Here is a 15,006-nt window from a genome sequence, read left to right on the forward strand (position 1 = left end):
TTCCTCCGCAAGGAGGATGCAGCTTTGAATGGAACTACTGATTGTGGCTGAGCGCGTTGGACAGCAGGCGAGCGGTAATGTCCACAATGGGAATCACGCGCTCGTACGCCATGCGGGTGGGGCCGATGACTCCCAGCGTGCCCACCACCTTGCCGTCCACGCCGTAAGGCGCCGTGATGACCGAAACCTCTTCCATCGGCACCAACTGGGAATCGCCACCGATATAGATCTGCACGCCCTGCGCGCGGCTGGACACGTCCAGCAGTTGAAGCAGATCGGTCTTTTTTTCGAACAGCGAGAACATCTTGCGCAGGCGGTCCATGTCGGACGCGATGTCGGTCACGTCCAGCAGCTTGCGCTCGCCGGAAATGACCATCGCGTCGCCGTCCTCGGCGGCTTCGGCGCTGGCCTCGACCGCCGCCTGCATCAAGCGCGAGATGTCTTCGCGCAGTTGTGCCAGTTCCGTGGACAGCGTCTGGCGCACCGCGTTGAAGGACTTGCCCGCGAAGTGCATGTTGAAGAAATTGCCGGCTTCCAGCAATTCGGCTTCGGCGTAGTCGCGCTGTACAAAGAGAATGCGGTTCTGGACGTCGCCGTCCGGCGTGACGATGATCAGCAACACGCGCTTGTCGGACAGACGGATGAATTCAATCTGGCGAAACACCTGGGCGCGCTTGGGCGTCAGCACCACGCCGGCAAACTGCGTGAGGTTCGACAGCAAGGCGGCGGCCGCATTGACGGCACGGGTGGGTTCCGCGGCCGACAGCATTTCGCCGATGTTGTGAGGCTGCAATTGATACTGCTGAACGGCCAGCAGGGAATCGACGAACATGCGATAGCCCCGCGGCGTGGGAACGCGGCCGGCGGAGGTGTGCGGGCTATGGATCAGCCCCAGCTCTTCCAGATCCGCCATGACATTGCGGATGGTGGCTGGGGACAAGTCGAAGACTTTCGATAGCGTCCGCGAGCCGACAGGCTGCCCATCGGCGATGTAGCGTTCTATCAACGCTTTCAGTAGTGCGCGTGCGCGGTCATCCATAGCAGGTATTTTAGGGAATCTTTTCCAATTAAGGCGATTTTTGTCCCGCAAGCCGATATGCGGCCCCATATAATCGGCTAATCCGCCCATTCCGGGTAGATTTTGACCTTCGGGTCCCGCCTTTTTGATTCGCCCGCATCCATGCACTTTCCTACCGTCGCCCTGATCGGCAGATACCAGGACACCGGCCTGGACACCCCGCTGAGAGCCCTTGCGCACGCGCTGACGCAAGCGGGCAGGCATGTGCTCATCGATGCGGACACCGCCCGCAACACGGGCCTGACTGAATACCCGGTGGCTACCCTCGAAGAGATTGGCCAGAATGCGTCGCTGGCCGTCGTGATGGGCGGCGACGGCACCGTGCTGGGCGCGGGCCGGCATCTGGCACCCTACGGTGTGCCGCTGGTGGGCATCAACCATGGGCGGCTGGGCTTCATTACCGATATTCCCTTGCAGGACGCGCACGGCGCCTTGGCCCGCGTGCTGGAAGGCAGCTTCCAGATCGAAGAACGCATGCTGCTCGAAGGCAGCGTGTGGCGCGGCGACCAGAAAATGTATTCGGCGTCGGCACTCAACGACGTCGTGCTGAACCGCGCCGGACGCGGCGGCATGATTGAAGTGCGCGTCGAACTGGACGGCGCTTTCATGTACACGCAGCGCGCCGACGGCCTGATCATCGCCACGCCCACCGGCTCAACGGCCTATGCGCTGTCGGCCAACGGCCCCATCCTGCACCCCGGCTTGAACGCCATGGTGCTGGTGCCCGTGGCGCCGCAAACGCTGTCGAACCGCCCTATCGTCATACCCGACACCGGCGTGCTGAACATGACGCTTACCGCCATGGGCCGCGTGGAAGTCGGCGCCAGCGTGCATTTCGACATGCAGACCTGGTCGGACCTGCAACCCGGCGACCGTATCGTCGTGCAGCGCGCGCCGCACACCATCCGCTTCGTGCATCCCGAGGGCTACAGCTTCTTTTCCACCCTGCGCCGCAAGCTGCACTGGAACCTGATGCCCCAAGCCACCGACAACGTAGAGTAGTAAGCGCCCCGACATGCTGCGCACCCTGCATATCCGCGACTTCGTCATTGTTGAGCAAACCGAGATCCATTTCGGCTCGGGTTTTACCGTGTTCTCCGGCGAGACCGGCGCCGGCAAATCCATCCTGGTGGACGCCCTGGCGTTGACGCTTGGCGAACGCGGCGACGCCAGCATGCTGCGCGAAGGGGCGCCGCGCGCCGACATCACCGCGGTGTTCGACACCCCCAAGTCACTGCACGCCTGGCTGGCCGAACGCGAAATAGACGCCGACGACGAACTGTCGCTGCGCCGCGTCATCGACGCGCAAGGACGCAGCCGCGCCTATATCAACGGCACGCCGGCCACCGTGGGGCAATTACGCGAGCTGGGCGACAGCCTGGTCGACATCCACGGCCAGCACGCCCATCAAAGCCTGATGCGCCCCGACGCCCAACGCGATCTGCTTGACGCCCACGGCGGCCATGGCGATCTGCGCCAGGCCGTGGGCCAGGCCTGGAAGCAATGGCGTGCGCTGGCACGCCAATTGGAAGCCGCCGAAAAAGACGCCGCTAGCTTGGCTAACGAACGCGACCGCCTGCAATGGCAGGTTGATGAGCTTGACCAATTGGCGCTGGGGCCGGACGAATGGGACGCCCTGCAATCCGAGCACACGCGCCTGTCGCATTCCCAGTCGCTGCTGGACGGCGCCTCGCAAATCCTGGAAGGGCTGGATGGCGAAGGCGATTCCGCGCACCACCGCGTCACCGCCGCCAATCACCGCATTCACCAACTGCTGCGGCACGACCCCGGCCTGCAAGGGGTGTACGACGAACTGGAGTCCGCCCGCATCGCCATCAGCGAAGCCGTGTCCGACTTGAACAACTATGTCAGCCGTGTCGACCTTGACCCCAAGCGGCTGGCCGACGTGGAAGCGCGCCTGGGCCTGGTGTTTGAAACCGCGCGGAAATTCCGGGTCGAGCCCGACGCGCTATGCGAACTGCGCGATTCCCTGCATGCCGAACTGACTGCGCTGCAGGCGGCGGGCGACATCGACGCGCTGCGCGCCCAGTCGACAGCCGCCCAAGCGCAATACGACGCCGCCGCCGCCAAGCTGACGACGGCCCGCCGCAAGGTGGCCAAAGACCTTGGCAAGCAAGTCACGCTGGCCATGCAGACGCTGGCCATGCAAGGCGGCAAGTTTGAACCGACGCTGACGCCCGGCGCGCCGTCCGCGCACGGCAACGAGCAGGTGGAATTCCTGGTGGCCGGCCACGCCGGCACCACGCCGCGCCCCTTGGCCAAAGTGGCTTCGGGCGGAGAGTTGTCACGTATTTCGCTGGCGCTGTCCGTCATCGCCAGCCGCGCGGCGCGCGTGCCCACGCTGATCTTCGACGAGGTCGACAGCGGTGTGGGTGGCGCGGTGGCCGAAGCCGTGGGCAAATTGTTGCGCGAACTGGGCGAACGCCATCAAGTGCTGTGCGTGACCCACCTGCCCCAAGTGGCGGCTTGCGCCAACAACCAGTTCCTGGTCAGCAAGGCGGAATCGCGCGGCACCACGCGCTCCAGCATCGAAGAGCTGGACGCCGCGGCGCGCGTCGAGGAAATCGCCCGCATGCTGGGCGGCATCAAGCTCACCGCGACCACCCGCGAACACGCCCGCGAAATGTTGGAAGGTTTCGGCCAGCCTGCCGCCTGATGCCACGCGGGTTCAGGTTAATGCGTACCCAATGCGTACAAAAAAGCGCGCAGAAAAAGCGCGCACAAAAAAAGCCCCTTCTTCTAAAAGGGGCTTTTGATCTCACTGGCCCGCAGCGAGCGCGGCCACAGACCGTGGGGCGAACGCTAGCGGTTTAGCGCCCTTTCAAGCACGTGCTGCACACGCCGTACAACACCATCGCGTGGCTTTCCAGCGCGAAACCGTTGTCCTTGGCGATCTTCTGCTGGCGCTTTTCGATGTCCGGATCCGAGAACTCGACCACCGTGCCGCAATTCGTGCAGATCAGGTGATCATGGTGGTCGCCGTCGTTCAGTTCGAAGACGGCCTTGCCGCTGTCGAACTGGCTGCGAGCCAGGATGCCTGCCTGTTCAAACTGCGTCAGCACACGGTAGACCGTCGCCAGGCCGATTTCGACGTTTTCGCCGATCAGGGCGCGGTAAACATCTTCGGCGCTGAGGTGGCGCAGGTCGGACTTGCGGAAAATATCAAGAATTTTCAGGCGCGGAAACGTCGCCTTCAAACCCATGTTCTTCAGTTCGCTTTGGTCGCTCATGGTGTAATCGCTCTCCGTCCGCGTAGGCATGGGCAGGTTCAAGGGTGCACCGCGAGCCGGCTCACCTGATTTCATGCCGCCTCGCGGAACTATCCTTATGAAACCTTTATGATAACGGTTTTGTCTGCTTCCAAATAATAGGGGCGCGTAGTGTCCATGATTGCACGAATTCCCTCCCGCTCGCTGAAGACCGGATTGGCCGTTGCCGCCCTGGCCATCGCCCTTGCCGGCTGCTCGGGGGACAAGTGGGGCTTCCCCTACAAAGCCGGTGTCCAGCAAGGCAACTGGATCACCCAGGAACAAGTTGCGCTGTTGCAGCCCGGCATGACCCGCGAGCAAGTCCGCTTTGCGCTGGGCAGCCCCACGTTGACCAGCGTGCTGCACGCCAACCGCTGGGACTACCCCTACTATTACAAGCCCGGCTACGGCGAAGCGCGTGAACGCAAGTTCACCGTCTGGTTCGAAAACGACCGCCTGACCCGCTGGGAAGGCGACAAGCAGCCTGACCTGCAACCCTATCAGCTGAACACGCCCAGCAGCACCGCCGACGAAAAGGCGGACAAGCGCCTGGATCAGGACGAAGCCCGGATCAAGCAAGAGCAAGACCTGGAAAAGCGTGATGCCGACGCCCCCGTCAGCCCGCTGAACCAGTATCCCGGCCAGCCCGGCAACGCGCCCGAGCCGCTCCGGTAACTTCCAAGGATTTTTTCATGCGTATTGCAATTGCCGGCGCAAGCGGCCGTATGGGCCAGATGTTGATCGACGCCATCCTCAAGTCCTCCGACCTGCAATTGACGGTTGCGCTGGACCGCAAGGGCTCGACCTCCCTGGGCCAGGACGCGGGCGCCCCGCTGGGTCAGCAAACCGGTGTGCTCATTACCGATGATCTCGACGCGCTGGCCAATGCGGATTGCCTGATCGACTTCACGCGGCCCGAAGGCACGCTCGAACATCTGCAAGCCTGCGTGAAGCACGGCACGCGCGCCGTCATCGGCACCACTGGCTTCGACGACAACGGCCGCGCCGCCATCGAAGTGGCCGCGCAAAAAATCGCCATCGTGTTCGCGCCCAACATGAGCGTGGGCGTCAACGCCACGCTCAAGCTGCTGGACATGGCTGCCCGCATCCTGAATTCCGGCTACGACGTCGAAGTGTTCGAAGCACATCACCGCAACAAGGTCGACGCCCCCTCGGGCACCGCGCTGAAGATGGGCGAAACCATCGCGTCCGCGTGGGACGTGGCGCTGCCCGACGTGGCCACCTGGAGCCGCCATGGCGACACCGGTGTGCGCAAGCCCGGCACCATCGGCTTCTCGGTCCTGCGGGGCGGCGACATCGTGGGCGACCACACCGTATCGTTCTGCGGCATTGGCGAGCGCATTGAAATCACGCATCGCTCCGGCAGCCGCGCCACCTACGCGGAAGGCGCGCTGCGCGCCGCCCGCTTCCTGGAAGACAAGCACAACGGCCTGTACGACATGCAATCCGTGCTGGGCCTCTAAGCCTGCGCCCTTCCAACAAAAAAGGATCCCCACGGGATCCTTTTTTAATGCGCGCACCGAATTGCCCTAGACCACCACCGGCTCAGGCTCCAACCTGACACCGTATCGCGCCTGCACCGACGCTTGAATCGCACGCGCCAGAGCCATGATGTCGGCAGCCTTGGCGCCGCCGCGGTTCACCAGTACCAGCGCCTGCCGGTCATGCACGCCGGCTGCTCCCAGCGCCTGCCCTTTCCAACCACATTGGTCGATCAGCCAGCCCGCCGCCAGCTTGTAGCGGCCGTCGGGCTGCGCGTAGGACACCAAGCCCTGGAACTGCTGGGCCAGACTGTCGCGGACATCCGCCTCAACGATCGGGTTCTTGAAAAAGCTGCCGGCGTTGCCGGTCACGGCAGGATCGGGCAACTTCGCACGGCGAATTTCGCAGACCGCATCAAAAATGCCCCGCGCGGTGGGCGCGCCCTGGGCAAGCCGCTCGTGACGTTGCAGGTCGGGATAGCCCAGCACGGGACGCCAAGGCCGGGGCAAGGCGAAGCGCACGCTGACGATGATCCAGCGGCCCGGCGCGTCATGCTTGAAGGCGCTGTCGCGATAGGAAAAGCGGCAGTCGGACGGCCCCATCTCAACAAACCGCCCCGCCGGCACATCCCAGGCGGTCAGGCTGTGAAATCGTTCTTCAAACTCAACCCCATACGCACCAATGTTCTGTACCGGCGCTGCCCCAACCGTGCCCGGAATCAGCGCCAGGTTTTCCAGCCCGTCCCAACCTTGCGCCACACATTGTTCGACAAAGCCGTGCCAGTTTTCCCCGCCCGCCGCCTCAACCAGCCAGGCGTCCGGCAGGTCTTGCAGCAGGCGCACGCCCTTGAACGCCACCTTGGCCACCAGCCCGGGAACGCGCTCGGGCAACACCAGATTGCTGCCGCCGCCCAGCACCAAGAGGCTATCCGCGCGCCGCGCCAGATCGGACAAGGCCGGCAGTTGGGACACGTCGTCCAGCGATACGAACGCTTCGGCTCGTGACGCCAATCCCAGCGTATTCAGCGGGCTCAGGTCTTGGGCAACGGGAGTCAGCGCGTTTGGCGCCGATTCGATAGCAGAGTGAGTTGACATGGGTGCTACGGGTTATGCTATAGTTTCTGTCTTCGCTCATATTACTTGATTGAGTGTTTGGGTTTAGCCCACTGGCCATTGGTTCGGCCAAGTACCAAACTCAAATGACAAGCTCAAAAAAATCATGTAAGATGCGCGCCTTCTGATCGATAACCAAGTTGATCAGAGTGAATAAGAAACAGGTTCTGAGTAGTTCATGACGGAACCCATGCGGGAGTAGCTCAGTTGGTAGAGCGCAACCTTGCCAAGGTTGAGGTCGCGAGTTCGAGACTCGTCTCCCGCTCCAAATTCAGATTTGCAGCGTTCAAGAATCCAAGCGTTCATGAACACTGAAAGTCACCAAAAAGGGCCCGACACACGTTGTCCGGCCCTTTTTTCATTTCCGCCGCGCATTCGCGTTCGCGCGCGAGCCCCCTACTCCTTCCCCAAAAAAAACAGCCCCCGCCAGAAAACCGGCAGAGGCTGCGGTGCTTCACGCGGCAATCGCGTCAGGCTTGGTCGATGGAAGACTTATCGCTGAATCCACGCATCGCGCCAATGCGAACCCGTACCGGGTGCATAGTGCGAAGGCGACTGGCTGCACCAGCCGCTGTAGGGGAATATCTTGCATTCAAACGTCTTGCCCACGTTCACGACCTTATCACCCGCTTTGTAGATCGTGCCCGCCTTGTACTGGGGGTATCCGCCCACGGCAGGCTTCGCCAACACCGTCACGGTGTGGCTGGCCTGGACTTCGCCACGCGAGTTGCTGACCGTCAGCGTAAAGCGGTAAGGCGTGTCCTTCGCGGTGGACGGTGCGACGAAACTGATGTCCGCCTGGTCCAGCGCCCCGGCGGAAATGCCCGCGGGCACAGTCCAGCGGTAGCGCAGGTCCGTACCGGTGGACGCCTTGCCCGACAAGACGACGCGCTCGCCGCTCTTGACCGTGGCAGGGCCGCTCAGCTTGGCTTGCGGCGCAATCACTTCGGGCACCACCTCTTTGGCCTTGGCCTTGACTACGTGGCTGGCGGTGGCGGTACGACCGCGATCGTCGGTCACGGCAAGCTTGAACGTCAGGTTACGGTCCTCGCCCAGCGGCGGGCCATAGAACGTGACGGTTGCGCCATTGCCTTGCAAAGCGATGTCATCCAGGCTCGTCCACACATACTTCAGGCCCTGGCCCGTGGAACCGGTGGCTGACAACGTGGCCACTTGCAACGCCTTGACTTCGGTCGGGCCGCTGATACGCGCAACCGGAAGCGGCACGGGTGCCGGCTCCAGGTCGCAGGCTTCGGGCATTTTCCACGGCTTGCCGTACTGGGCCGAGTTCTTGTCCGGCGCGGCATCCACGTTCCAGTAGTTCTGGTGATACACCTTGCCGTTGTACGACACGGCCTCGTTCGGCACGTTGTACACCTTGCGGGCATCCCAGGCAGGCGCGTTGGCGCACACACCGGCCGCCTTCGCCTTGACCAGCACGCCATGGTGCGCAGTGGCGCTGCGCCCTTGCGAGTCGGTCACTTTCAGCGTGATGCGGTAGGCAACGTCCTTCGTGTTTTCCGGCGCGACGAAGCTGGCCTTGACGCCTTGTTCGACGAACTTCAGCGCAGGCTGGCTGCTCCAGGCATAGGCCAGGTCCTTGCCGGTCGATTCAGTTGCCGACAGCACTACCTTGTCGCCCGCATTGGCTTGCGCCGAACCGTTGACATGCGCCTGCGGCGCCTGGCCACCGATGCTGTCGCCGCCCAGCAGTTCCGCCGCGCGGACCAGATCGGGTTGTACGCCGATGGGGCGAGCCGGATCAACGATCGGCACCGGGTTGCCGCTGTCCACCAGGATCTGCCGCATGACCTTGGGGGGAATATTGCCCAGGCCACGCTCGCGCGCCAGGCTCTGCAACCACGCCACGCTGCCTGCGATGATGGGGTTGGCGGACGACGTGCCGCTGTAAGCCGTCGTGTACAGATTGTGCTGACCGTCCTTCCAGTCCGTGGTCGTCACGCGCCCGCCCCAGCTGAAAGTGTCCACGCGGCTGCCGTATTCCGAGAACCACGCAGTACTGCCCAGCATCGGATCGGCCGCGCCCACATAAATGGCGCCTGAATCACGCTTGGTACGGTCATAGCGCCCACGGTGATAGGGATCATCCAGGTTGGCGCTGCCATTGGCCGCCGCCAGGATGACGTGCACGCCCTTTTCCTGGGTCAAATAAGAAATGGCGTCATACACCACATCCACGTGCTCCACCGGCAGGAAGCAAGCGGTGGTGGGCCCGCAGCCATTGCTGAACTTGTATTGCACGCCGATCTGCACCACGTCCCCAGCCTGCAGCACGTTGCGCAGGTCGATCATGCCGCTGGGGCTGTACTTGGTATAGCCGGCTTGGGCTTGCGGCACGATGCCGGTCACCCCATAGCCATTGTTCTGGCCGAACATGATGCCGGCCGACATGGTGTCGTGGGAATCAGGCTTCTGCACATAGCTACCGTGGTGCAGGAAAGGCTTGGGCAGGTCCAGATGATCGAAGTCCCAATGCCCGATCTCGTTGGAAATGACACGGACGTTTTCGCCATAGTGACCGGTCAGGCGCTGCGCCTCGAAGGCGTTGACGCCACCCAGCGGCCAATAACCGGGCGTGGGCGACTGCATATAGTTTTGGCAAGTCGGCGCAAGAGCGCCGTCGCACTTGCTGTAGTCCGGCGTGCCGGACGCGGCGCGCGTAATCTCCATGGCGGGTTCGGCCTCCAGGCCCTCGCCCATCGACATCGGCACAGGCTCGATCTGGGCGCTTTCCACCAGCGGATTTTCCAACAACTGCTTGACCAGCAATTCCGCATCGCGGCCGCGCATCATCTCGGCGGAAATCTTGTAGTAGCGCGTGAGGTTATGCCGTTCCAGCGCGGCAATATCCTCGTGGCTGCGCATCATGGGCGACAGGGGCACCAAGGGCTCCATGCCGGGGGTCAGGCGAGTCAGCGCGTCCATCGCGTTGGCCACCTCGGGCGCAGGCGCGGTGCGCTGGGCCGGATTGGGAGCCTCGGCCTTCAGCCGAATGTAGATGGGCCGAGGCTCATCACCCTGTGCGGCGTGCCCCGGAGCCGAAAATGCCGTGCCGAGCATCAGCGCAAGCATCGATAACTGTATTTTGTTTTTCATGGCTATTCAGTGATCCGCCTTGACGGCGGATCCAACAACGCAAAAAGAAAGCCCACCTCCCATCACTGAGAGGGGGCTGGCGTCCAGCGCGGGCCAAGACGTCTACCGCCTTGGCCCGCCTCAATAACGACGGCTTACTTGATCAGGTTCCAGGCCTGGGTCCAGTAGCCGCCCTTGCCGGGCTCGTAGTGGAACGGCGACTGGCCGCACCAGTTGGTGTAGGGCCACGGCTTGCACTCGTAGACCTTGCCCAGGTTCGTCACGCGCTCATGCGCCTTGTAGGCGGTGCCGGCCTTGTAGGCGGGCGGCGTATCGCCGGTGCCGCCATTGCCGCCATTGCCGCCGGTACCGCCGCTACCACCATTGCCGCCTTCATCGACGACCGGCTTGCCCTTGACCGTCACCAGGTGCGAGGCGTCCGAAGTGCCCTTGTCGTTGCGGGTCGTCAGCGTGAACGAGTACTGCTGGTCCTTGGTCAACGTGGGCGCCACGAAGCTCAGCGTGGGCTGATCCTTCACCGCGGCGCTGATGCCGGCCGGCACCGTCCACGAGAACTTCAGATCGGTACCGGTCGACGCCGAACCCGACAACGTCACCTTCTGGCCCGCTTGGACATTGACCGGGCCGATGATGCTCGACTGCGGCGGGATGACCACGGGATCCGGCTTGATATCAGCCGCTTCCTTGGTGACCACGAAGTGGTACTTGTTGCCGTCCATCGAATACACGTGCGACTTGTCCACGCCCACGATCGGCGTCACGGTCTTGCCGTCGGCGCCCAGTTGGCCGACACGCACGCGCTTGGACGAGCCGTTGACGGCATTGCCCAACACTTGCGTCCAGCGCTCGCCTTGCACGGCGTTCTCGTCCAGCGGCACGCGCAGTTGTTCCAGGTATTCGCCGTTGCGCTTGGGGTCGGCCAGACGCCAGACCAGCGTTTCACCCACCTTGGTTTCGCCAATCGAATACAGCGCGCCGATATCGGACGGCTTGATGACGTTGCTGACGCCTTCGATATTCACGTCGCCGCACGCGCGATAGGACTCGCCCGAGGTGACGCCATCACCCACGTGGTTGGTGTTCCAGACGCTCATGATCAGGTGGCGACCCGTCTTGCCGGCGGGTAGCGTGCAGCTATATTCCTGCTCACGGCCTTCGCCCGCAGCGGCCGGCGTGAAGTCGCGTTGTTCGCAGAACTTTTCGAAGTCGGAAAATTGCAGCGGCTTGGTCGAGTCGTACGGCATCTTCGTGATGAAGAATTGCAGCGACTTCGTGCGGTGGGCGACGGTGTGGTTCCACTTCAGCGTGACATTGCCATTGGCGTCCGGCTTGAGCGTGGTGATGGGCCATTGGGCCAACGCGTTCAGGCCGCGATGCGATGCCTTGGTGCCGCCGTCGCAAAGGCGATCGCCCGGCGTGGAGGCAACGGTCTTTTCGCCGCCCGGCTTCTGCCAGACTTCACGCCAGTCGTACACGCTGCCGCCCTGCGCCTTGAATGCGGCGCAACCTTCGCTCTGACTGCCCGCGTGGCAATGCAGGATGCGCGCCTTCGGATGCGACATGGTGCCATGAGCCAGGACCGAACCGGATACGGCCGCCAGTACCAGGCCGCCCACCAGAGTTAATTTGAATTTCGCCATTTTTTTATAAACGCTTCAGAGTGAGGTTGAATAAATCACCTTCCATGCAGCACGCAGGACAAGGTGAATTCATTCTCGGCCGGAAGCCCTTTGATAATCAAAGTTGATAAACGATTCCTTAAAGCACTTTCCCCACACTCATTAAGAAAATAATCTGGCGGCAAAAAAAATCCCCCGCGCTTTCGCACGAGGGACCAGGAACTTCATTTTTCCGCGTTATTTACTGCGGATTTTCAAGCAATTTCAGCTCAGATTGAGAACAGTGAAGGGAATTACTTCACCAGGTCCCAAGCTTGCTGCCAAGCCATGCCCTTGCCGGGTGCGTAGTGCAACGGCGAAGCGCTGCACCATGCGGTCACGGGCCAGATCTTGCACTCGTAGACGTTGCCGCCGTTGGTGACCTTGTCGCCGGCTGCGTACGTGGTGCCTTCCTTGTAGGCCGGGTACTGGCCGGTCTGGCCGCCATTGCCGCCATCGGTACCACCGTTGCCGCCTTCGTTACCGCCGGTGTTGCCACCGTCAGTGCCGCCGCCGGTTTGGGCTTGCTTCTTGACCAGAACCGAATGCGTCTTGCTCGACGAACCCTTTTCGTTCGTGACCTTGACGGTGAACGAGTAGGACTTGTCTTGCGTCAGCGCCGGAGCGGTGAAGCTCAGGTCAGCCTGGTTCAGCGCCGAAGCGGTGATGCCAGCCGGAGCGGTCCACTGGAACTTCAAGGTGCCGCCACCGTTGTTCGAACCCTTGGCCGACAGCGAAACGCGCTCGCCAGCATTGGCCGTTGCCGGGCCAGTCAGTTGAGCCGTGGGCGCATTGATGACGACGGGCGGCGGATCCACCGGCTCGACGCCCTTGTTGTCGATCGCGAAGCCCACCTTCTTGTTCAGGCCATAGACCTGATTTTCGGTGTCGCTTTGCTGCGGCGTCACCTGACCGTTGGACTGCATCTTGCCGACCTTGATGACCGACGACTTGCTGTTGACTTCCTTGGCCAGGGCGTACATCCACTGGGCTGCCTGTTCTTCACCGGCCTTGACGATGATCGAATGGCTTTCCAGGTCGCCGGCGCGGCTCAGGTTGAATACGCGCAGGGTCATCTTCGAACCGGCTTGCACCTGGCCGCCTTGCAGCGCGCCGCTGGCTTGCCACTGCACGTTGGCAGGCATAACTTCCACGTTCGAGCATGCGTAGAACGCTTCGGCGTTGTCATTGACGGGGTCACGTTGCCACACGCTATAGATCACACGCTTGCCAGTGAAGTGGGCGGGAATCTTGACGTTCAGCGGGGTGATCGTGTTGTTCTCGGGACGCGGCAGCGCGCCCGTGTCACCGATCAGCTCCAGATCGTCCCAACGCAGGCCGCGCTTGGGATCGTAGCTGTCCTTGCTGATGTAGGTCTTGAAGTACGAGGAGATGTGGGCCGCAGTCTGCAGGTACTTGAACTGCGCGTTGCCGTTGGCGTCCGGCGTGATCACCGTAGAGGGCCACACGTGGTCGGCGTCCAGTTCCTTCCAGCTTTCCTTGCCGCCAGAGCACAGCAAGCCGTCGCGGATGCGTTCCTTGTGGTCGCTGCGGACGCCCAGGATGGCGTTGGACTGCCAGTTGCTCGCTTGGTTGGCAATCTTGCCGCAACCCGAGTGCTTGGGGTTGTTCCACGGCGTGTCCATCGTGTTGCAAGCGTATTCACGGCTGGGGGGATCGATCACGGAGCCGTGAGCGGACACCGTCGTGGGTGCCATCGCCATCAGCACAGCCTGCGTCAGCGCCGCGACCGGCAAGGCAAGCTTGGCGGTTGCACCGCGCAAAGTGGTTTTAGTCATCAAATATCCTTCGTTTAGTGGATTGTTTTTGCGTCCCCGTGAACCGGAAATCGCACGGTTCTCGTGAAAGCGAAGCCATTATTCCCGGCGCTCCAAAACGGCAAAACCTTTCTCAACACACTATTAAAAGCAGGTGTTGCACCGTTGCCGCAATACGAGATGAAAAGCAGATTGCGGCGCGCACGCGAAAAAAAAGCGCCGCAAGGGCGCTTGTTCATGAGGCGGCGTTAAGGCCGGTTCGAAATGCAGACCGAGGCTCTCGATAATCTGTTTCGACGCATGGCATCACCATCACCGGAAATGTGAGCGCAAACTCGCTTCCTTCATTTGGTCGGGAATCGACCGACAGCTTTCCACCATGGGCGTCGACCACCGTTGCCACCAGCGCCAAGCCCATGCCCACACCATCCCGAGCACCCGGATCCACCTGGAAAAACGCCTGGCAGAGTTGCGGCATGACGGACTCGGCAATGCCGATACCTTCGTCAATCACGCTGATGCGCGCCATATCGCCTTGGCGCTTCAGGCACAACGTAATCCGCGTGTCGGCTTCCGAATACTTGATCGCGTTGTCCAGCAGGTTCATGACAGCGCGCTGCAACATGCAATAGTCGCCCGACACCCACAGCTTCTCGCCGCACTCGCGAACTTGCACGTCGATGCCCTTGCGTTCGGCCAACAGCATGGCTTGATCGGCCGCTTCCTGGCCGATGTCCAACAGCGAAACCGGCAGGAAATTGGCCTTGTCCAGGCGTTCCGCGCGGGACAGATGCATGAAGTCCTGGGCGACGGTCAAGCTGTACTGAGCCAGCTCCCGCACCGATTCCGCAAAGGCTTCCTGCTTGGGATCGTTGCTTTCCGCGCTTTGCTTGTCCACCATCACCAGGATCGTCGACAGCGGACTGCGCAGGTCATGCATCATCTGCAGCATCACTTCGTTATCACGGGCGCAGTTGGCTTTGGCGTTTTGCGTGGCGAGCTGCGCCGTCGATGCAGCGCCGTCGGACAAGACGCGTTCGCGGCGAGCGTTGCGGGTCGCCATGCGCCACCGGACCACGCAGATGTACGCCAACGCAAGACCCACTACCGGCGCCACCATCGGCGTCCAACGGCGCGCCGTGATCACGACAAATGCCGCCAGCAGCCAAAAGCCGATCAGCCAGGCCAAGGCGCGAAAGCGCATTTTTGATTGCCCGGCGATCACGCTGAACAAGGCCAGGCCAGCCAGGATTCCAAAGTCGGCCAGCACGCCGGGCGCGGCGGCGGTCAGTGGCCGCCCATCGCTGGGCACGGCGAAGCAAAGCAAGATGATGCCCAGATTGCAGAACAGCAGCGCATCGTTTTTTCTGGCGCCCAGGCGCGCATAAGGCCAAATCAGGAATTTCATCGTCAGGCTCGGAAGTTGTCGGCGGCGCGTGCAGCGCGCGGTCGGACCGGCGGCGCCCGGAAGGCGCGGACAGCGATTGGAAG

The 15,006-nt window shown here is 62.3% G+C and carries 11 protein-coding genes and 1 tRNA gene; 5 read left to right on the forward strand and 7 right to left on the reverse strand.

What is annotated here, in order from left to right; all coding sequences use genetic code 11:
• Positions 1 to 34: 34 nt before the first annotated feature.
• A complete protein-coding gene (gene hrcA, locus M2361_RS23760) occupies positions 35 to 1,039 on the reverse strand; it encodes a heat-inducible transcriptional repressor HrcA (RefSeq protein ID WP_050447240.1) in 1,005 nt (334 codons plus the stop codon).
• A 141-nt stretch (positions 1,040 to 1,180) separates the two neighbouring features.
• Between hrcA and M2361_RS23765 the strand changes: the two genes are divergently transcribed.
• Both M2361_RS23765 and recN read left to right on the forward strand, forming a co-directional pair.
• The gene (locus M2361_RS23765; protein ID WP_100852855.1) at positions 1,181 to 2,080 is read left to right on the forward strand and encodes an NAD kinase; all 900 of its coding nucleotides are present in this window, start codon (positions 1,181 to 1,183) and stop codon (positions 2,078 to 2,080) included.
• 13 nt (positions 2,081 to 2,093) lie between these two features.
• Positions 2,094 to 3,755, forward strand: coding sequence for a DNA repair protein RecN (gene recN, locus M2361_RS23770; protein WP_259252178.1), 1,662 nt, complete (start codon positions 2,094 to 2,096; stop codon positions 3,753 to 3,755).
• Positions 3,756 to 3,909: 154 nt separating this feature from the next.
• On the opposite strand, the gene fur is transcribed toward recN, so the two are convergent.
• Positions 3,910 to 4,329, reverse strand: coding sequence for a ferric iron uptake transcriptional regulator (gene fur / locus M2361_RS23775; protein ID WP_259252181.1), 420 nt, complete (start codon positions 4,327 to 4,329; stop codon positions 3,910 to 3,912).
• Positions 4,330 to 4,485: 156 nt separating this feature from the next.
• Here fur and M2361_RS23780 point away from each other — a divergent pair, with 156 nt between their 5' ends.
• Both M2361_RS23780 and dapB read left to right on the forward strand, forming a co-directional pair.
• A complete protein-coding gene (locus M2361_RS23780) occupies positions 4,486 to 5,022 on the forward strand; it encodes an outer membrane protein assembly factor BamE (RefSeq protein WP_259252183.1) in 537 nt (178 codons plus the stop codon).
• Between the two features lie 17 nt (positions 5,023 to 5,039).
• Positions 5,040 to 5,831 carry a 4-hydroxy-tetrahydrodipicolinate reductase gene (gene dapB, locus M2361_RS23785; RefSeq protein ID WP_259252187.1) on the forward strand — a complete coding sequence of 264 codons (792 nt, stop codon included), beginning with the start codon at positions 5,040 to 5,042 and terminating at the stop codon, positions 5,829 to 5,831.
• Between the two features lie 66 nt (positions 5,832 to 5,897).
• On the opposite strand, the gene murB is transcribed toward dapB, so the two are convergent.
• Complete coding sequence (murB, locus tag M2361_RS23790; RefSeq protein WP_259252193.1) at positions 5,898 to 6,944, reverse strand: UDP-N-acetylmuramate dehydrogenase; 1,047 nt, start codon at positions 6,942 to 6,944, stop codon at positions 5,898 to 5,900.
• 210 nt (positions 6,945 to 7,154) lie between these two features.
• Here murB and M2361_RS23795 point away from each other — a divergent pair.
• Positions 7,155 to 7,230, forward strand: a tRNA-Gly gene (locus tag M2361_RS23795).
• Positions 7,231 to 7,454: 224 nt separating this feature from the next.
• On the opposite strand, the gene M2361_RS23800 is transcribed toward M2361_RS23795, so the two are convergent.
• The 4 genes from M2361_RS23800 to M2361_RS23815 all read right to left on the reverse strand — a co-directional run bounded on the left by M2361_RS23800 (position 7,455) and on the right by M2361_RS23815 (position 14,923).
• The gene (locus M2361_RS23800) at positions 7,455 to 10,079 is read right to left on the reverse strand and encodes a S8 family serine peptidase (RefSeq protein ID WP_259252197.1); all 2,625 of its coding nucleotides are present in this window, start codon (positions 10,077 to 10,079) and stop codon (positions 7,455 to 7,457) included.
• Positions 10,080 to 10,213: 134 nt separating this feature from the next.
• Positions 10,214 to 11,719, reverse strand: coding sequence for a lytic polysaccharide monooxygenase (locus M2361_RS23805; RefSeq protein ID WP_259252205.1), 1,506 nt, complete (start codon positions 11,717 to 11,719; stop codon positions 10,214 to 10,216).
• Positions 11,720 to 11,991: 272 nt separating this feature from the next.
• Positions 11,992 to 13,536, reverse strand: coding sequence for a lytic polysaccharide monooxygenase (locus tag M2361_RS23810; protein ID WP_259252208.1), 1,545 nt, complete (start codon positions 13,534 to 13,536; stop codon positions 11,992 to 11,994).
• Between the two features lie 214 nt (positions 13,537 to 13,750).
• Positions 13,751 to 14,923, reverse strand: a complete 1,173-nt coding sequence (locus M2361_RS23815) for a HAMP domain-containing sensor histidine kinase (protein ID WP_259252211.1) — start codon at positions 14,921 to 14,923, stop codon at positions 13,751 to 13,753.
• Between the last annotated feature and the right edge of the window lie 83 nt (positions 14,924 to 15,006).

Source organism: Achromobacter sp. JUb104, from assembly GCF_024806975.1.
Lineage (GTDB): Bacteria > Pseudomonadota > Gammaproteobacteria > Burkholderiales > Burkholderiaceae_B > Achromobacter > Achromobacter spanius.